This is a genomic window from Streptomyces sp. CG 926, assembly GCF_003148825.1.
GTDB lineage: Bacteria > Actinomycetota > Actinomycetes > Streptomycetales > Streptomycetaceae > Streptomyces.
In genome coordinates this window covers 419,541-437,425 of sequence record NZ_QGGZ01000001.1, presented here as the reverse complement: position 1 = coordinate 437,425, position 17,885 = coordinate 419,541, and the positions used below count along the sequence as shown (strand labels likewise).

Annotated in this window: 13 protein-coding genes and 1 pseudogene; 10 read left to right on the top strand and 4 right to left on the bottom strand. The window is 72.5% G+C overall.

Going from position 1 to position 17,885, the window contains the following annotated elements; translation table 11 throughout:
• The first annotated feature begins 10 nt into the window (after positions 1 to 10).
• Positions 11 to 2,041, top strand: a complete 2,031-nt coding sequence (locus BCL76_RS01795; RefSeq protein ID WP_109777462.1) for a prolyl oligopeptidase family serine peptidase — start codon at positions 11 to 13, stop codon at positions 2,039 to 2,041.
• Here the strand turns inward: BCL76_RS01795 and BCL76_RS01790 are convergent.
• Both BCL76_RS01790 and BCL76_RS01785 read right to left on the bottom strand, forming a co-directional pair.
• A complete protein-coding gene (locus BCL76_RS01790; RefSeq protein ID WP_109777461.1) occupies positions 2,038 to 2,583 on the bottom strand; it encodes a hypothetical protein in 546 nt (181 codons plus the stop codon). The two genes, BCL76_RS01795 and BCL76_RS01790, sit on opposite strands and share 4 nt — an antisense overlap.
• Positions 2,584 to 2,607: 24 nt before the next feature.
• Entirely contained in the window at positions 2,608 to 3,348 is a 741-nt protein-coding gene (locus BCL76_RS01785) for a hypothetical protein (RefSeq protein WP_258309316.1), read from the bottom strand.
• A 105-nt stretch (positions 3,349 to 3,453) separates the two neighbouring features.
• Here BCL76_RS01785 and BCL76_RS01780 point away from each other — a divergent pair, with 105 nt between their 5' ends.
• From BCL76_RS01780 to BCL76_RS01755, 6 genes and pseudogenes are all read left to right on the top strand, one after another.
• Positions 3,454 to 3,990: a hypothetical protein gene (locus BCL76_RS01780; RefSeq protein ID WP_309136787.1), complete on the top strand. Its 537-nt coding sequence runs from the start codon at positions 3,454 to 3,456 to the stop codon at positions 3,988 to 3,990.
• Positions 3,902 to 4,468, top strand: a complete 567-nt coding sequence (locus tag BCL76_RS01775) for a hypothetical protein (RefSeq protein WP_109777460.1) — start codon at positions 3,902 to 3,904, stop codon at positions 4,466 to 4,468. Before BCL76_RS01780 ends, BCL76_RS01775 begins: the two co-directional genes overlap by 89 nt.
• Positions 4,469 to 9,142 (top strand): annotated as a pseudogene (locus tag BCL76_RS40600) (putative T7SS-secreted protein). It abuts the gene before it with no gap.
• A 29-nt stretch (positions 9,143 to 9,171) separates the two neighbouring features.
• Positions 9,172 to 9,651 carry a hypothetical protein gene (locus BCL76_RS01765; protein ID WP_146228292.1) on the top strand — a complete coding sequence of 160 codons (480 nt, stop codon included), beginning with the start codon at positions 9,172 to 9,174 and terminating at the stop codon, positions 9,649 to 9,651.
• Positions 9,652 to 9,761: 110 nt separating this feature from the next.
• The gene (locus tag BCL76_RS01760) at positions 9,762 to 10,661 is read left to right on the top strand and encodes an arginase family protein (protein WP_109777458.1); all 900 of its coding nucleotides are present in this window, start codon (positions 9,762 to 9,764) and stop codon (positions 10,659 to 10,661) included.
• A gap of 65 nt (positions 10,662 to 10,726) precedes the next feature.
• Complete coding sequence (locus tag BCL76_RS01755; protein WP_109777457.1) at positions 10,727 to 12,697, top strand: DUF5107 domain-containing protein; 1,971 nt, start codon at positions 10,727 to 10,729, stop codon at positions 12,695 to 12,697.
• 178 nt (positions 12,698 to 12,875) lie between these two features.
• On the opposite strand, the gene BCL76_RS01750 is transcribed toward BCL76_RS01755, so the two are convergent.
• Positions 12,876 to 13,736: a methyltransferase domain-containing protein gene (locus BCL76_RS01750; protein ID WP_109777456.1), complete on the bottom strand. Its 861-nt coding sequence runs from the start codon at positions 13,734 to 13,736 to the stop codon at positions 12,876 to 12,878.
• A 200-nt stretch (positions 13,737 to 13,936) separates the two neighbouring features.
• On the opposite strand from BCL76_RS01750, the gene BCL76_RS01745 reads away from it, so the two are divergent.
• Positions 13,937 to 14,509 carry a TIGR03086 family metal-binding protein gene (locus tag BCL76_RS01745; protein ID WP_109777455.1) on the top strand — a complete coding sequence of 191 codons (573 nt, stop codon included), beginning with the start codon at positions 13,937 to 13,939 and terminating at the stop codon, positions 14,507 to 14,509.
• 215 nt (positions 14,510 to 14,724) lie between these two features.
• Positions 14,725 to 15,942, top strand: a complete 1,218-nt coding sequence (locus BCL76_RS01740) for an aminotransferase class I/II-fold pyridoxal phosphate-dependent enzyme (protein ID WP_109777454.1) — start codon at positions 14,725 to 14,727, stop codon at positions 15,940 to 15,942.
• A 60-nt stretch (positions 15,943 to 16,002) separates the two neighbouring features.
• On the opposite strand, the gene BCL76_RS01735 is transcribed toward BCL76_RS01740, so the two are convergent.
• Positions 16,003 to 16,464: a MarR family winged helix-turn-helix transcriptional regulator gene (locus tag BCL76_RS01735; protein WP_109777453.1), complete on the bottom strand. Its 462-nt coding sequence runs from the start codon at positions 16,462 to 16,464 to the stop codon at positions 16,003 to 16,005.
• A 422-nt stretch (positions 16,465 to 16,886) separates the two neighbouring features.
• Between BCL76_RS01735 and BCL76_RS01730 the strand changes: the two genes are divergently transcribed.
• Positions 16,887 to 17,846 carry an SMP-30/gluconolactonase/LRE family protein gene (locus tag BCL76_RS01730; RefSeq protein ID WP_109777452.1) on the top strand — a complete coding sequence of 320 codons (960 nt, stop codon included), beginning with the start codon at positions 16,887 to 16,889 and terminating at the stop codon, positions 17,844 to 17,846.
• Positions 17,847 to 17,885 lie beyond the last annotated feature (39 nt).

The window sequence follows — 17,885 nt, the reverse complement described above, 5'->3', positions numbered from 1 at the left end:
GGGCCAGGTGATGGCGGCCACGACCCGGCCCTACGGCAGTTGGCCCTCACCCCTCGACGCGGGCCTCACCGCCTCCCTCGACGGGCGGCCCGAGTACCTGGGCACGGTCGGCCCCGAGGTGTGGTGGACCGAACCCCGGCCCGAGGAGGCCGGCCGCCGCACCCTGGTGCGCCGCCGCCTCGCCGCCGACGGCGCGCCGGAGATCACCGAACTGCCGGCCCCGTGGAACGTGCGCAGTCGGGTCACCGAGTACGGCGGCCTGCCCTGGGCCGGCGCCGAACGGCCTTCCGGTGGGCCCCTGTTGGTCTTCGTCCACTTCGCCGACCAGCGGCTGTACGCGTACGAGCCCGACGCCCCCGGCAACCCCGAGCCGCGGCCCCTGACCCCGGTCTCCGGGACCGGCGGCGGCCTGCGCTGGGCCGACCCGGTGCTGCGCGGCGACGAGGTGTGGTGCGTGCTGGAGGAGTTCACCGGGCCCGGCCCCACCGATGTGCGCCGTGTCCTGGCCGCCGTACCGCTGGACGGCTCGGCGGCCGGGAACCGCAGCGCGGTGCGGGAGTTGACGCACGACCGCTACCGGTTCACCACCGGGCCCCGGCTCTCCCCGGACGGCCGGCGCGCCGCCTGGCTGGTGTGGGACCACCCCCGGATGCCGTGGGACGGTACCGAGCTGCGGGTCGCCGAGGTCACCGGCGCCGGGGAACTCGCCGACGCCCGGACCGTGCTCGGCGGCCCCGACGAGGCCGTCGCCCAGGTCGAGTGGACGGCCGAGGGCAACCTGCTCGCGGTCAGCGACCGCGGCGGCTGGTGGAACCCGTACGGCGTGGATCCGCGGACCGGCTGGGCGATCAACCTCTGTCCGCGGGAGGAGGAGTTCGGCGGCCCGCTGTGGAAGCCGGGGCTGCGCTGGCTGGCACCGCTGCCCGGAGACACCCCGCACCCGGCGGGCTCGGGGGCCGGGCTCGTCGCCGTCCTGCACGGACAGGGCTCCTCGGTGCTCGGCATCCTCGACCCGGAGAGCGGCGACCTGGTGGACGCCGCCGGGCCGTGGACCGCCTGGCAGCCGACCCTCGCCGTGCACGGCACCCGGGTCTACGGGGTCGCCGCCAGCCCGCGCAGCGCGTACGAGGTGGTCGAACTGGACACCGCCACCGGGCACGCCCGGGCGGTCGGCGCGCAGCGCCCGGACCCGGTGGACCCGGCCTACTATCCGGAGCCGCAGAGCCGCACCTTCCTCGGCCCCGACAACCGGCAGATCCACGCGTACGTCTACCCGCCGCACCACCCGGCCTGCCGGGCCCCCGCCGACGAACTGCCCCCGTACGTGATCTGGGCGCACGGCGGCCCCACCGACCACGTGCCGCCCGTACTCGACCTGCAGATCGCCTACTTCACCTCGCGGGGCATCGGCGCGGTCGAGGTGAACTACGGCGGTTCCACCGGCTACGGCCGCGCCTACCGGGAGCGGCTGCGCGAGCAGTGGGGCGTGGTGGACGTGGAGGACTGCGCGGCGGTCGCCCGCGCGCTGGCCGCCGAGGGCACCGCCGACCCCGCCCGGCTCGCCATCCGCGGCGGTAGCGCGGGCGGTTGGACGGCCGCGGCCTCGCTCGCCGCCACCGACCTGTACGCGTGCGCCGCGATCATCTACCCGGTGCTGGACCTGCAGGGCTTCGCCGAGGAGACCCACGACCTGGAATCCCGCTACGTCGAGAGCCTGGCGGGGCCGCCGCAGACCCTGGCCGTACTCAACCGCGAGCGTTCCCCGGTGGCCCGCGCCGACGGGATCACGGCGCCGTTCGTCCTCCTGCAAGGGCTGGAGGACCCGATCTGCCCGCCGGCCCAGGCGGAACGGCTGCTCGACGCCCTGCGGGGGCGGCCGGTAGGGGTGCCGCACGCGTACGTGACCTTCGAGGGCGAGGGCCACGGTTTCCGCCGGGCGGACACCATGGTGCGTGCGCTGGAGGTCGAACTCGCCCTGTACGCACAGGTCTTCGGCATCGAGCGCACCGACGTCCCGCGGCTGGACCTGGGGATGGGCTAAGGCGTGCGCAGGCTCCACCAGACGGCGCCGAGGAGCAGGGCGCCGGGGGCGATGCCCGCGACGGTCGCGATGACGGCGAGCGAGGCACCGCACGCGGCCAGCACGAGACCGGCGGCGCCGCAGGCGGTCATCGCCGCCGCCAGCCATCGCAGCGAGGGCATGCGCCAGACGGCGGCGAGACCGAAGAAGTGCAGCCCGACGACCAGGCTGAGCCAGGCCACCGAGGCCTGCGGGGCGTGCAGTACGCGGGTGATGACGAGGAAACCGGCCAGCGCGGCGACCACTTCGGCGGCCACCACGAGCCGATAGCCCCGCCCGAACCTCTTCGGCGCGGCCGCGGCCGCGGCCGCGCCCATGCTCTCGTCGTCGGCAGCCGGGGTCGTCCGTGTCCGGCGCAGTGCGATGAACAGGGCGACGAACGAGACGACCGCGAGCACGCGCAGCGGGACGGCGGCGACCGTGGGTAGGGTTCCGGCGTTCGCCGCGACGAAGACGAGCCCGAATATGGCGCCGATGAGACGGCCTGTTTGATTCGATGTCACGGCGTCAGTCTCACCGGAAGTCGATCACTGCGCCAAAACAGTGCCGGTCCCGTTCGGACGCAGCCATACCCGCAGCGGCCCGATCGCGGTGAACCCGGCCCGGACCGCAGTCTCCAGGTCCTCCCCGTGTTCGTAGCCGACCACGTCCAGCCCCGGCCACCGGGCGCAGACCGCGCCGAGGACACCCGGCCAGGCGGGCCCGAACAGGTTGGACACGCCGACGACGCCCCCGCCGGTGCTCGCGACGGCGCCGGCGACGATCCGGCCGTCGGCCCGACCGGCCAGGAACACGATCCCGTCGCGGAGCAGGGCCGGCCGGAACGTCCTGTCGCCCCCGGAGCCGTCCCCTCCCTCGAAGGCGGCCTCCCAGGCCGCCAGTTCCTCGGCGTCCGCGACCTCGGACCACTCCAACCCGGCCGCCTCGGCGTCCGGCTCGGGCATCGGCGCCCCGGCGGGCCGGTGGATCCACTGCGCCTCGAAGAGCACCTCGAAGCCGTCCCCGACAAGATCCAGGTCGGCGAAGCTGTCCTTCACGGAGCAGCCGGGGGAGGCGATGTCGACACCCCGGACCACGCTCCGCGCCGACACGGCCGGCTCCAGGGTCACGGCGTCGGGATACATCGGCGGAGTCCGCCGCGCGCTGAACCAGAGCTGCTCGCCGTCGTACCGCGGTGACAGTCCGTGCGCACGACAAACAGCTTCGCACCACGCGGCGTTGTTCGTCGCGGCCCTGCGGAGCGCCTTCATCCGCGTCGTCTCGTCCATGATCACGCTGTGATGGTGCCACCGCCCTGCGACGATGTCGATCAAATTGTGCGATCAAGATACTGTTCGTCCTTCGTGTGCATCATGCGGAGGGAACACGGCGCCATGGGACTGACCGAACAGATAGCTGGTTACCGTGAAGGCCGGGGGGATCCTGCTCGCTTGGTGGGGGAGTTCCGCCGTACTGCTCTGCTCCTGCCACTCACCGCGACCGACGCCGATACCGACGCCGAACATCTCTTCGTTGCCGCCGGTGGTCTGATGTCGGCGGTGTCCGGCGGGATCCGCTGGCTGTACGCGTTCACGAACGAGGAAGCGCTGTTCCGGTTCGCGCAGGCGCGTGGTGAAGGCGACCGTGAGTGGGCGTACCTGACGATGCTCGGCGCGCGGATCGTGGACGCGGTGGTGCCGATGTCGGACCGTCCGACGGGGGTCGCGGTCGACGTGGCGGACGGCGACGGGTCGATGCTGTTCCGCCGGTGGCCGGTATCGTCCCGGACGCGTTTGCCGTGGACGTCGATCCGGACGCCGACGGTGGCCGGGCGGTGGCCTGATGGCGGGCAACGGCGACCTCGAAGTCTCCCCGCAGGCGGTCGCGGCGATCCAGAGCGGCTTGAGGGCGGCGATTTCGGAGCTGCGTGAATCCGGGGACGCGGCGGGAGCGTCGCAGGGCGCCGGGTTCGAGAACCTGTCGATGACGGGGATGGAGACCGGGCACGCAGGGCTGGCGACCGACTTCGAGGACTTCTGCGAGCGCTGGGAATGGGGTGTCCGGGCCCTGATCCAGGACGCGTCGACGCTCGCGGGGAACCTGGGGATCGCGGCGGGGACTATGTGGGAGGAGGAGCAGTACATCCAGGGCTCCTTCAAGGTCGTCGCGAACGCCGCGTACGGAAACCCGTATGCCGGCGAGGACGAGATCGAGCAGAAGAAGTGGGGCGACATCTTCCGCGCGGACGTCTACAAGCCCGACTACAGCGCCGAGTCGTTCGACAAGGGTCAGCAGGACATGAAGCAGACCTGGTCGGACACGAAGGACGCGGTTACCTCCAACGGGAAGGTCGGTTCGTTGATGGACCTGCTGGACCAGACCGGCGTGAGCAACGGGGGGAAGAGCTAGATGGGATGGCGGGATTGGGTACCGGACTCGGCGGAGGACTGGGTCGAGGACCGTACCGAGGACGTCGGTGACTTCGTCGAATGGGGCGGTGACAAGGTCGCCGGCCTCGCCGACGACGTCGGTCTGCACGATGCGGGCGACTGGGTCCGCGACAAGAGCCGCTCGGCCGCGAACCAGCTCGGCGCGGACGTCGCCGAGCTCGAACTCGGCCAGACCGATGACCCGAAGCGGCTGGTCTACGGCAGCCCTTCGAAGATCCGAGAGCAGGTCGCCCACCTCAACGACTTCAAGAAGGCCTTCGAGTCCGTCGGCAACGGTCTGAAGAACCTGACCGAGCCCGACGGGCTCAAGGGCGATGCCGCCACCGCCTTCCGCGAGGCCGTTGCGAAGGAGCCGCCGCGCTGGTTCAAGGCGGCCGACGCCTTCGGGAAGGCCGCCGAGGCCATGGGCCGGTTCGCCGAAACCGTCGAGTGGGCCCAGGGCAAGGCCAAGGAGGCACTGGACGACTACAACAAGGCGCTGAAGGCCTCCCAGGACGCCCACGACGCGCACGAGAAGCTCCGCAAGACCTACAACGACGCCCTGAAGGCGAAGTCGGACCACCTGCCACCGCGGCCGTCGGAGGACTACCCCGACCCCGGCGAGGCCATGGCCAAGGCTGCACACGAGAAGCTCGTGGGCGCCCGCACGCAGCGCAACGAGCAGGCCGAGACCGTCGCCGCGGCCGTCCGTGCGGCTCGGGACGCGGCCCCGCCCAAGCCCTCGTATGCCAAGCAGCTCAGCGACGGCCTCGACTACCTCGACCTCGCCTCCACCCACCTGGTCGGGGGCGTCCTCAAGGGCACGGCCGGCGTGGTCAACTTCGCCCGCGGCCTGAACCCGTTGGACCCCTACAACCTGACCCACCCCGCGGAGTACCTGACCAACCTGAACTCGACCGCGGCCGGGCTGGTCACCATGGCCAACGACCCGATGGGCGCGGGCAAGCAGATGCTCGACGAGTTCATGAAGGACCCCTCGGAAGGCATCGGCAAACTCATACCCGAACTCGTCGGCTCCAAGGGCCTCGGCACCGCCAAGAAGGTCGCCTCCACCGCCAAGCACCTCGACGACATCAAGGGTCCCGCGCGCCGGGGCGTGGACGACCCCGCCAACCCGTCCCGAACGGAAAGGGCGGCGGAGTCGGACCCGTCGGACCCGATCGACCTGGCTACCGGCGCCATGTACCTGCCCCAGACAGATGTCGCCCTTCCCGGCACACTGTCCCTCGTGTTCCGCCGCAGGGTCGCGTCCGACTACCGCGCCGGCCGCTGGTTCGGTCCCTCCTGGTCGTCCACCGCCGACCAGCGCCTGGAGATCGACCCGGAAGGGCTCGTCTTCGTCTCCGAGGACGGCCTGCTCCTCAGCTACCCCCACCCGGCGCCCGGCGTTCCCGTCCTGCCGACCCACGGTCCGCGGTGGCCGCTCGACTGCGACGCGAACGGGGACTACGCGATCACGGATCCGGACACCGGTCGGGTGCGTCGCTTCGAGACGCGCGATCCGGAAGAGGCCCGGCTCGTCCAGATCGACGACCGCAACGGAAACTGGATCACGTTCGAATACGATGCCGCCTCCGGTGCGCCCAGCTCGATCGTCCACCATGGCGGCTACCGCCTGGAACTGACCTCCGATCAGGGTCGGATCACCGCGCTTCACCTGGCCGGTGCCGCACCTGACGGCCGTGACCAGGAGGTGCTCCGCTACGGCTATACCGACGGCCATCTGACCGATGTCACCAACTCCTCCGGTCTGCCCCTGCGCTTCACCTACGACGACCGCGGCCGGGTGACGTCATGGACCGATACCAACGAAAGCCGCTACGAGTACGCCTACGACGAGCACGACCGCTGTGTCGCCGAGGGCGGTGCGGAGGGTCACGTCGCGCTCCGCCTGGAGTACGGACACGACCCCGACACGGGCCGGCGTGTCACGACGGCGACCACCAGCAGTGGGGCCGTCCACCGCTACCTCATCAACGAAGCACACCAGATCTGCGCGGAGATCGATCCGCACGGCGAGGTCACGCGCTTCGAGCGCGACAGGTACAACCGGCTGCTGACCCATACGGATCCCCTCGGTCGCTCGACCCGCTTCACCTACGACGGGGCTAGCCGTCCCCTGTCCGTGATACGGCCGGACGGTCGGGAGCTGTCGGCGGACTACGGTGCGATGGGGCTGCCGACGCGCATCACCCATCCCGATCGGACGACCGTTCGCCTGCAGTACGACGAACGTGGCAACGGGGTCCTGGTCGAGGACTCGGCCGGTGCCGTCACCCGCTACACGTACGACGAAAGCGGCCGTACCACCGCAGTCACCGACGCGCTCGGCAACACCACCCGGATCCTCAGCGACGGTGCGGGGCTGCCCATCGAGGTGATCGACCCACTCGGCCACACCACCCGGATCGAGCGCGACGGATTCGGACGCCCGATCCTCCTGGTCGACCCGGTCGGCAGCACCACCCGCCTGGAGTGGACACCGGAGGGCCGGCTCACCCACCGTGTCGATGGTGACGGCTCCGAGTAATGGTGGACCTACGACGGCGAGGGCAACTGCCTGACCCACACGGATGCCATGGGCGCCGTGTCCCGGTTCGAGTACACGCACTTCGACCTCATGACCGCCCGTACGGGCCCCGACGGGGCGCGCCACGAGTTCTTGCACGACCATGAGCTCCGTCTGACACAGGTGCGCAGCCCCCATGGCCTGACCTGGGACTACGAGTACGACGCGGTGGGCCGTCTGGTGTCCGAGTCCGATTTCGACGGCCGGATCGTTTCGTACGCGCGCGATGCCGCCGGCCGGCTCACGGCACGGACCGATGCGGCGGGCTGAGTGGTGCGCTACGTGCGTGATGTGCTCGACAATGTGGTCTCCAAGGAGGCCGACGGCCGTACGACCACTTTCGAGTACGACCTGTTCGACCAGATTACGCACGCAGTCGGACCGGATGCGACGCTCGACGTCATCCGAGACCGCCACGGACGTCTCGACCACGAGACGGTGAACGGCCGGACGGTCCGGTACGCGTACGACCTGCTCGGCCGCCGGGTGAGCCGCACCACCCCCAGCGGTGTCGTCAGCAGGTGGAGTTACGACGCTGCGGGGCGCCGCGTCTCCCTCACGACGTCGGAGCGCGCGGTCACCTTCGAACACGACGCCGCGGGACATGAGAGGGCCCGCCACATCGGGGAGTCGCTCTCTCTGGTGTCGCAGGTCGATGCCATGGGCCGGCTCACCAGCCAGCAGGTCAGTAGCCGGGGCCGCGCCATCCAGCGGCGCGACTACACCTACCGCGCCGACGGTCATCTCGTCGCCCTCGCGGACGATCGGACGGGGACCAAGAGGTTCGACCTGGATCCGGCCGGCCGCGTGACCGCCGTACGGGCCGCGAACTGGACCGAGCAGTACGCGTACGACGAGGCCGGTAACCAGACCGAGGCGCACTGGCCCCGCTCGCACGCCGCGCAGGAGGCGACCGGTCGGCGTTCGTACGCGGGTACCGCGCTGATCGAGGCCGGAAGCATCCGCTACGAGCGCGACGACCTCGGCCGGGTCACGGTCCGGCGGAAGAAGCGGATCTCCCGCAAGGCGGACACCTGGTACTACGTGTGGAATGCGGAGGACCGCCTGGCGAAGGTGACGACACCGGACGGCACGGTGTGGCAGTACCTCTACGACCCGCTCGGCCGCCGCGTCGCCAAACAGCGACTCGGGGACGACGGGGCTACGGTGGTGGAGCAGGTGACCTTCACCTGGGACGGAAGCACCCTGTGCGAACAGGTCGCCACCGCACCCGAGCTGCCCCATCCGGTGGCCACCACCTGGGACCACAACGGTCTGCGCCCGCTGGCGCAGACCGAGCGCCTCCTCACGGCGGACGACGCACAGGAAGTGGTCGACGAACGCTTCTTCGCCCTCGTCACGGACCTCGTCGGCACCCCAGGTGAACTCGTCGACGAATCCGGCCATGTGGCATGGCGTTCACGCAGCACGATCTGGGGCACCACGACCTGGAGCAGCTCGAGTGCGGCGTACACGCCACTCCGCTTCCCCGGGCAGTACTTCGATCCCGAATCCGGGCTCCACTACAACTACTTCCGCCACTACGACCCGGAAGCGGCGCGATACCTCACCCTCGATCCCATCGGGCTGGCCGCGGCACCCAACCCGTCAACCTACGTACACAACCCCCTGACCTGGTTCGACCCCCTGGGCCTCGCACCCAAGTACACGCCGCTCCGGGAGGGCTACACCTCCCAGCCGGGATTCGAGAAGGACCCGTACCACCCGGACGTGGTGAAGAACCGCATCGATGAGATGCGTGATCTCTACGGCATCAAGGACCCCGATGCCAAGGGGATGATCGGGGCCAACGGCACGCAGATCACGAGCAAGACGCTGTGGAACCACGGGCAGTACCGCATCGATGTGGAGAACCCGAATCCCGGCGGACGTCCGGGGCAGCTGCATTTCCAGGACCAGGCCAACAAGACGGAGAAGTATCAGTACAATTTCGAGACGGGGAAGTTCGATGGACTTCCGCGTTCCATCGAAAAGGCCGTGGGGAACAGCCCTGGATTCGTCGCCGCAATCAGAAAGGGCCTCGCCGCTCTCGGTGAGGGATAGTCATGAAAACGAACGAGAAGATGGCCCGGATGCTGGCGGAGTACCCCGCCGAGGAGCTCACGGACCGGGACGTCCCTCCCATGTTCCGCGAGGTGGCGGCTGAGGGCTGGTCGTACACCCCGAACGGCGCCCGTGTGCTGTTCGGACTGGTTCCCGAGTTCACCAGCTCGTATTTCGACGTGCTCCAGGAGGAGACGTCGATCAACGGACGAGGCATGATCGACCATGACCTCCCGCCGGCGGAATCCGAGCGGACCGGCCCCCTCCTCAGGAGGTGTCTTGCCTATGCCTTCAGCTGTCTCGTCGAAGCCGAGCGGAAATTCGGGGACCGGGAAGTGCGGTCGTACGTCATTCTTTCCATGGGCGGGGTGGACGACGACCTCCTGACCGCCACCGTCACCTTCTGCACCCACGATCCGAATGTCGATCCCTACATTCGCGACGTCGAGGGCGTCCAGGACGCGGCCGTCGCGGAGCTCACCCTCGACGACCGCGAAGGCTGGTACTGACGGTCGTGGGCGCCGGGCCGCCCCCCCACGGCCCGGCGCGACCACGGGCGCCGGGCCGTCACCGCCGAAAATGCCGGGCTCCGAGGGGGCCCGTCGCACAGGATGAAGGCATGCGAACCCTCGTGCTTCTCGACGCGCCCTCCAACCTCGGGCTCCGTCCGCCCGCGCCCGGGACCGTGCCGGGTGTCTACAAGCTCGCCGGGGCCCTGCGCGAGCAGGGTCTCGCGGCCCGGCTCGGGGCCGTCGAGGGCGGGGTGGTGGTGCCGCCGCGCTACGACCGCGGGGACTGGCGGGAGGGCGACGGTGTGTTCCACGCCGAGGCCCTCGCCGCGTACACCGTCACCCTCGCCGACCGGATCGAACGGCACCTACGGGCCGGGCAGTTCCCCGTCGTACTCGGCGGTGACTGCTCCATCCAGCTCGGCGCCGCCCTCGCCATGCGCCGCCTCGGGCGCTACGGACTGGCCGCCGTCGACGGCTCCGCCGACTTCCGCCACCCCGGCAACGAGTCCGTGAACGGCCCGGTCGGAGCCGCCGGCGGCGAGGAGCTCGCCCTGTCCACCGGCCGAGGCCAGGCGGATCTCGCCGACCTGGAGGGGCGCGGCCCCTACCTGCGCGACGAGGACGTACGGCTCTTCGGGCTGCGCGACGGCGACCCGGACCTCGCCGAGCTGCACGCGGCCCGGATCTCCGTGGCCACCGTCGGGGAGATCCGCCGACGCGGCGCCGCAGCGGTGGCCCGGGCGGCGCTCGACGGGCTGCACCCGCCGGACACCGCCGGGTTCTGGGTGCACCTGGACGCCGATGTGCTGGACCCGAGCGTCATGCCGGCCGTGGACAGCCCCGACCCCGGAGGTCTGCTCCCCGACGAACTCGCCGAACTGCTCGCCGTCCTGGTGGGCTCCCCGCGCTGCGCCGGGCTCAACGTCACGATCTACGACCCGGACCTGGACCCGCACGGGCGTGCGGGCGCGCTCCTCGCGGATCTGGTCGTGGGCGCCTTTGCGTAATCCTGACCGGTGGTGATCCGCGGAACCCCTGTGCACCGGCCGCCGTGGCGTGTTCCATTTCCTTCATGGCCACCACCGTCCGACGTGCCGTACTGACCCTCCCCGCAGCCCCGTTGGGCTCGGACAACCCGCTGCCCGCCCTGCGCGCGCCCGACGAGGCGCACACCCTGGACGAGCGTGCGCGCGACGGGATGCCGCGCGACATGGCGCGGCAGATCGGCTACGAGCCGTTGCGCTCGCTGCTGCCCGTACGGATCCGCGACGGGTACGGACGGCAGCGCGCGGAGCGGGAGTTCGAGTCGATCGTCATCGAGAACGAGCACCTACGGGTCACCGTGCTGCCGGGCCTGGGCGGACGCGTCCACTCGCTCGTGCACCTGCCGACCGGTCGCGAACTCCTCTACCGCAACCCGGTGTTCCAGCCCGCCAATTTCGCGCTCAACGGCGCCTGGTTCTCCGGCGGCATCGAGTGGAACACCGGCGCGACCGGGCACACCACCCTGTCCTGCGCCCCGGTGCACGCCGCGCTCGTCCCGGCCCCGGACGGGGGCGTGATGGTCCGGCTGTGGGAATGGGAGCGCCTGCGCGACCTGCCCTTCCAGGTGGACCTGTGGCTCCCGGAGGACTCGGAGTTCCTCTACGTCGGCGTCCGCGTCCGCAATCCGCACGAGCGGCCCGCGCCCGTCTACTGGTGGTCGAACATCGCCGTCCCGGAGGACGAGGGCACCCGCGTCCTCGCCCCCGCCGACGAGGCCTGGCACTTCGGCTACGAGCGCGCGCTGCGCCGCATCCCCGTGCCGGAGTGGGAGGGCGCGGACCGTACGTACCCGCTGCGCGGCGAGTACCCGGCCGACTTCTTCTACGAGGTCCCGGACGGGGTCCGGCCCTGGATCGCCTCCCTGGACGCGGCCGGGCACGGGCTCGTGCAGACCTCCACCGCGCGGCTGCGCGGGCGCAAGCTGTTCGTGTGGGGCGCCGGCGGTGGCGGCCGGCGCTGGCAGGAGTGGCTGACCGAACCGGGCACCGGCGGCTACGCGGAGATCCAGGCGGGGCTGGCCCGGACCCAGCTGGAGCACGTACGGCTGGAGGGCGGGGCGGAGTTCAGCTGGCTGGAGGCGTACGGGCCGCTGTCGGCGGAGCCGGCGCAGGTGCACGGCGCCGACTGGGCGGCGGCCCGTGGCGCGGCCGAGGGCGCGCTGGACGCCGTGCTGCCGCGGGAGCGGGTGGACGCGGCGTACGAGGCGTGGCGCGCCATCGCCGACACGGAGCCGGGGGAGCGGCTGGCCCAGGGCTCGGGCTGGGGCGCGCTGGAGCTGCTGTGCGGGCGCTTCGACCTGCCGGGCACCCCCTTCGGCGAGGAGTTGCTCGGGGAGGAGCAGGAGCCGTGGCTCCAGCTCTGGCGCACGGGCGTCCTGCCGGCCCCGCGCCGGGTGGTCCCCCCGGGGCCGAGCCTGGTCGCCGCGCACTGGCGGGACATGCTGGAGACGGCCCCGGCGGATCCGCTGACGGAGTACCACCTGGGCGTGGCCCAGTGGCATGCCGGGGACGTGGCCCAAGCGGTACGCAGCTGGGAGCGCGGGCTGGCGCTGGCCCCCTCGCGGTGGCCGCTGCTGCGCTGCCTGGCGATGGCGGACGCCTTGGCGGGCGACGCGGCGCGGGCGGCCGACGGGTTCGCGGCGGCCTTCGAGGACCTGGCCGTGGAGAGTCGGGGCGGCGAGCCGTGGACGGCGGCGGAGTCGGCGCTCGGCCAGGAGGCGATGGCCGCCCTCCTCGCGGCGGGCCGGCTGCCCGAGGCCCGCGCCGTCTGGGACCGGCTGCGGCCCGCCCTGCGTGAGCAGGGCCGCTTCCGGCTCCTCGCGGCCCGCCTGCTCGCGGCCGAGGGCCATGTGCGGGCGGCTCGCCGGGTCTTCGAGGACGGGTTCGAACTCCCGGACCTGCGGGAGGGCGAGGAGACCCTCGCCGAAGTCTGGGCCGGCCTCACCGACTGCCCGCTGCCCGCCCGCTACGACTTCCGGATGCGGCCTACGTCTTCTTGATCCCGTCGAGGCGGAGTGCGGCCCGCTTGCCGGACCTGCGTCGGCTCTGTCGGGCTTTGTCGGGCTCTGTCGGACTGCTCCTCGTAGGCGATGTCCGGCACGCCCCGGCGTGCGCACGGAATCACGTGCGCACGCTCTGCCGACCGGTGCTCGCTCCCGCCGGCGAGCCGCCGGGGCGTCAGACCCGGCACAGGATCTCGGCGTTCAGGACCGAGAACCACGCGTCGGGGTCCGCACCCCATGCGTGCCAGGCCTCGGCGACCGCCGCCAGCCGCGCGGGCGTCGTGTGGCCGCCGCCGGTGGCGGCGTAGGCCGAGGCCTGCGTACGGTCCGCCCACAGCGTCGACCACCAGGCGATCTCCTCCGGGGTGGCGAAGCACCAGGCGGTCGCCGAGGAGGTCACGTCCGTGAATCCGGCTTGCCGGGCCCAGGCCCGCAGGTGCCGGCCCGCGTCCGGTTCGCCGCCGTTGGCGCGGGCCACCCGCCGGTACAGGCCCAGCCAGTCGTCCAGGCCCGGCGAGGCCGGGTACCAGGTCATCGCCGCGTAGTCGGCGTCGCGCGCGGCCACGATCCCGCCCGGCCGGCACACCCGCCGCATCTCGCGCAGCGCCCGTACCGGGTCACCGACGTGCTGCAGTACCTGGTGGGCGTGGACCACGTCGAAGGAGTCGTCCGGGAAGTCCAGCGCGTGGACGTCGGCCGTGGCGAAGGACACGGAGTCGCCCAGGCCGCGCTCGGCCGCGTACGCGCGGGCCTGTTCCAGGACGTCCTCGGCGGCGTCGACCGCGGTGACGCGGCCGTCCGGCGCGACCCGCTCCGCCAGGTCCGCGGTGATCGTGCCCGGGCCGCAGCCGACGTCCAGCACCCGCATCCCCGGGCGCAGCTCGCCGATCAGGTACGCCGCGGAGTTCTCGGCGGTACGCCAGCGGTGCGAGCGCAGCACCGACTCGTGGTGGCCGTGCGTGTAGACGGCCGTCTCCTTGGCGGATGTTCCCCTGGCGGCGGCTTCCCCGGCTGCGGTTCCCCTGGCGGCGGTCATGACCGGACCCCTCCTCGTTTCCTCGTCGAAGCGTTGGTCCCACCGTAGACGATCAGTTCGCCATCTGAGATTGCCGTTTCGACATATGGACAGGAGTCTTGCGTGCCATGGAGAGCGGGCGGGGCGGTGGCAGGCCGATGAGGGTGCGAGGAGAGTGGCTGCAGGGGGACACATCTCCATGGCGGAGGGCGGTGAGGGTCATGACGGACACGCTGCTCGAACGGCACGCCGAGGCGTTGAGGCTCTTCGGCGAGCGGGTGCGTGACGTCCGCGGCGACCAGTGGGGCGAGCCGACCCCGTGCACGGAGTGGAACGTGCGGCAGCTCGTCAACCACGTCACCGCGGAGCAGCTCTGGATCCCGCCGCTGGTCGGCGAGGGTCGGACCGTCGAGGAACTGGCGGACAGTTTCGCCGGGGACGTACTCGGCGACGACCCGGTCGCGGCCTGGGACCGGGCCTCGGCCGCCGCGCACGCCGCGTTCGCCGTGTCCGGCGCGATGGACCGGACCGTGCGGCTGTCGTACGGTCCCGCGCTCGGATCGGCGTACTGCTCGGAGCTGACCGCCGACTGCGTCGTGCACACCTGGGACCTCGCCCGGGGCATCGGCGCCGCGGACCGGCTGCCCGACAGCCTCGTCGAGTTCTCGATCAAGGAGATCATGCCGTACGCCGACGGGCTCGCGGCCAGTGGTGCGTTCGCCGAGCCGGTGGACGTGCCCGTGGGCGCGGACGCGCAGACCAGACTCCTGGCGATGGTCGGGCGCGAGGGCTGACGCGCGGGGCGTGCGGGGCGGGCGGGGTGGACAGGGCGGGCGGCGGGAATCCCGCACAACAGGCGTACCGCCCCGAAGGCCCGTATAAAGGTCAGATCCGGCAGGGTGTGTGAGGCGTCGCGGCGTGTCGCTGGCTGTCGCGGGCCCCGGCGGGCAGGGCAGGGCGTGGCAGTGCGTGGCTCGGCGAGCGCGGAAGGCGGGAAGCGGTGACGGGGATGCAGCGTACGGCGGCCGAGGGTCGCGGCCCGGTCCGGTACGGGCCACCCGCCCCCCAGCCCGGCCTGCCCGTGCTCCCCGAGCTGCTCTCCGTCCTCGCCGCGGCCGCGGGACGCGCCGCCCCCGAACCCCCGGGCGGCGGCGACGCCGTGCGGGAGGCCGCCTGCCGGTATTGGGGGCGCCGCGGGCTCCCCACCTCCCCCGAGAACGTGGCCGCGGGACCGGGAGCCCCCGCGCTGCTGCTGGCCCTCCTCGGGGCGTACGGGGGCGACGTGATGCTGCCCCGGCCCTGTCCCGCCTGGTGGACCCCGCAGGTCCGGCTGCTGGGACGGCGGGCCTACCACGTGCCGACCCCGGCCGAGTGCGGCGGCGTACCCGACCCCTATGCTCTGCTGGAGACGGTACGGCGGGTGCGCGCCGAGGGCGGTGACCCGCGCGTGCTGCTGCTGTCGGTCGCCGACGACCCCACCGCGACCGTGCCACCGCCCGAGATGGTGCGCGAGGCCTGCGAGGCGGCCGAATCCGCCGGGCTGTTCGTCGTCAGCGACGAGAGCTGGCGCGACACCGTCCACCGGCCCCACGACACCCTGGTCCTGAGCCCCGCCGAGATGCTCCCCGAGCACGCGGCGGTCCTCGTCGACCTGTCCGGGGCGATGCTGCCCGCCGGCTGGCCCGCCGCCGTCGCCCGCTTCCCCGACACCCCGCGCGGGACCTGGCTGCGCGCCCGCACCCTCGACGTCCTCACCGCCACCGGAGCGATGGTCGCCGGACCCGTCGCGGGGGCCGCCGCGCACGCCCTCGACGAACCCGACGCGGTGGCCGGGCGCGCGTACGCCGCCGCCGCCCTGCACGGGGTGGTGGCCGCCGAGGCGCACCGGCGGCTGCTCGCGGCCGGGGCCCTGGCCCGGCCCCCACAGGCCGGCCGCCACCTGTACGCCGACCTCACCCCGCTGCGCGCCGGACTCGCCCGGCACGGGGTGGGGGACGCCATGGAGCTGGAGGACTGGCTCGGGGGTCGGCTCGGCGCGCCCACGCCCGGCGGGCAGCGGTTCGCCGACGAACTGGGCGCGCTGCGCGTGCGGTTGTCCACCGGGCCGCTGCTGGGCGCCACCCCGCAGGAGCGACTTGCGGCGCTCACCGCCCCTGATCCGCTGGCGCTGCCGCACGTGGGCGACTCCCTGGAGCTCCTCGGATCGGTCCTGGCCGGGCTGGCCTGACCGCCCGACCCCGCCGCGCCGGCCCCGTGCCGGCCCCGCGCCGGCCCCGCGTCGGCCGGTTCAGTGGTGCCAGGCCCGGCCGCCCACGTTGTGGACGAACCGCTGGAGCACCTTGAGGGTGATCAGGTACTCCTCGTCGGAGATCCCCGCGTGCCGTTCGTCCCACAGGTCCCCCTGCAGGGTCGCGGCCTTGTCGTAGAACTCCCGCCCCTCGGGGGTCAGTTCCAGGCGCCCTTCGACGTCCTGGCTGATCCAGCCCCGGACGATGACCGTGTCCATCTCCTCGGACAGCGCCTCCGCGCCCACTGCGAGGTAGCCCCGCAGGGTTTCGGTCAGCTCGTCCCGGGTCCTGACCTCGTCGCCCGCCAGGGCGACCCGGGCCAGGATCCACCACTGCGGCTGCGTGGTGCCGAGCTCGGCGAGGGCGCCCCGGGTGCGGTTCACGACCGCGTCGTAGGCCGCCCAGCTCCAGTAGCCGATGGGCTGGCGGATCAGTTCGGCGTCGTCGTGCGAGTACTCCATGGTGGTTCGACTCCCCGTCGGCGGTGCGGTGCGGTGCAGTGCTGTGCGGTGCGGTGTCATGCGGTTGCGCTGAACAAGACCCTATGAACTCAAGCGCACTTGAGGTCCAGCCCTGGCGGAACCCGTCCCGATCCCGCCCCCCCCCGCGAGGGCCCGGTGGGCGTGCGGCCGACGGGCGGCCGACGCGCGTGCCGCCAAGGTGTAGGGGGTGCCCGCTCTTGATGCAATGCGCTGGTTCCACCGGCGCCCTGCGTGGCGATCCTGCTCACGGGCGGCCGCACCCTCGCCCCGGGGCATTGGAGTGGCCGACGGCCGCCGCGATGGCGTGGCTCCCACGCCGGCGGCCGGTGCTTCCTAGGGTCGGCGGGGGTCGGCACCGGGCCGGCCGACCGTCCGGATCAGGTGGGTGAGTCGTGGAACGTATGACGGCCGAGTCAGGAACGCACGCAGCCCCGGCCGCCCGGCGGTGGCCCCGACGGCTGGCCGCCGCGGTGGCGCTGCTGCTGCTCTGCGCGCTCCCCGCAGGGGCCGCGGGAGCCGCAGGAGCCACGAGCGGCGCCGCGCGGCCCGGTGACGTACGGTCGCCCGCCGGCCCGCCCCTGTACGTGTCCGACTACGGCAACAACCGGGTGGTGACCCTGCCCCTGGACGGCGGCGAGCAGAGCACCGTCCCGTTCGACGGCCTGGTGCGGCCCACCGGTACGGCCTGGGACGCCGCCGGCCGGCTCTATGTCTCCGACACCGGCAACAACCGGGTCCTCGTGCTGCCCCCCGACGGCGGGGAGCAGACCGTCGTGCCCACCGTCGGCCTGTCGCGCCCGCTGGGGCTCGCCGTCGACCCGGCCGGGAACCTCTACATCGCCGACAGCTTCAACGACCGGATCGTGAAGGTGCCGGCCGGCGGCGGTGCGCAGACGACCGTCCCCACCACCGGGCTGCTGCACCCCTGGGGGCTCGCGTGGGCGCCCGGCGGGGAGCTGTACGTCTCCGACTTCGTCAACGACCGCGTCGTCGAGGTGGCCGTGGACGGCAGCGGCCAGACCACCGTGCCCACCACCGGTCTCTCCCAGCCGACCGGTCTGGCCCTGAACGCCGCCGGTGACCTCTACATCTCCGACAGCGGCAACAACCGTGTGGTGAAGTCGGCCGCGGGCGGCGGTGCGCAGAGCACCGTGCCCGTCACCGGTCTCAACTCCCCGCTGGGCCTCGCGCTCGACGGCACGGGCAACCTCTATGTGGCCGACGGCTTCAACAACCGGGTGGTACGGGTCCGCGAGACGGGCGGCGGACAGGTCACGCTCGCCTTCACCGGCCTGAGCACCCCGACGGGCCTGTCCTTCCCGCCGGCCGCCGCGCGACCGGGACACGGCGAGGACCGGTAGCGGCCGGCGGGCATCGGACGGGGCGGCTCGTGGCTTCGG

Coding starts and splice junctions, on each gene's coding strand:
- BCL76_RS01795 (WP_109777462.1), top strand. CDS start 11: ATGGCGGCCACGACCCGGCCCTACGGCAGTTGGCCCTCACCCCTCGAC.
- BCL76_RS01785 (WP_258309316.1), bottom strand. CDS start 3,348: ATGGACGAGACGACGCGGATGAAGGCGCTCCGCAGGGCCGCGACGAAC.
- BCL76_RS01780 (WP_309136787.1), top strand. CDS start 3,454: ATGGGACTGACCGAACAGATAGCTGGTTACCGTGAAGGCCGGGGGGAT.
- BCL76_RS01775 (WP_109777460.1), top strand. CDS start 3,902: ATGGCGGGCAACGGCGACCTCGAAGTCTCCCCGCAGGCGGTCGCGGCG.
- BCL76_RS01765 (WP_146228292.1), top strand. CDS start 9,172: ATGCTGGCGGAGTACCCCGCCGAGGAGCTCACGGACCGGGACGTCCCT.
- BCL76_RS01760 (WP_109777458.1), top strand. CDS start 9,762: ATGCGAACCCTCGTGCTTCTCGACGCGCCCTCCAACCTCGGGCTCCGT.
- BCL76_RS01755 (WP_109777457.1), top strand. CDS start 10,727: ATGGCCACCACCGTCCGACGTGCCGTACTGACCCTCCCCGCAGCCCCG.
- BCL76_RS01750 (WP_109777456.1), bottom strand. CDS start 13,736: ATGACCGCCGCCAGGGGAACCGCAGCCGGGGAAGCCGCCGCCAGGGGA.
- BCL76_RS01745 (WP_109777455.1), top strand. CDS start 13,937: ATGACGGACACGCTGCTCGAACGGCACGCCGAGGCGTTGAGGCTCTTC.
- BCL76_RS01740 (WP_109777454.1), top strand. CDS start 14,725: ATGCAGCGTACGGCGGCCGAGGGTCGCGGCCCGGTCCGGTACGGGCCA.
- BCL76_RS01735 (WP_109777453.1), bottom strand. CDS start 16,464: ATGGAGTACTCGCACGACGACGCCGAACTGATCCGCCAGCCCATCGGC.
- BCL76_RS01730 (WP_109777452.1), top strand. CDS start 16,887: ATGACGGCCGAGTCAGGAACGCACGCAGCCCCGGCCGCCCGGCGGTGG.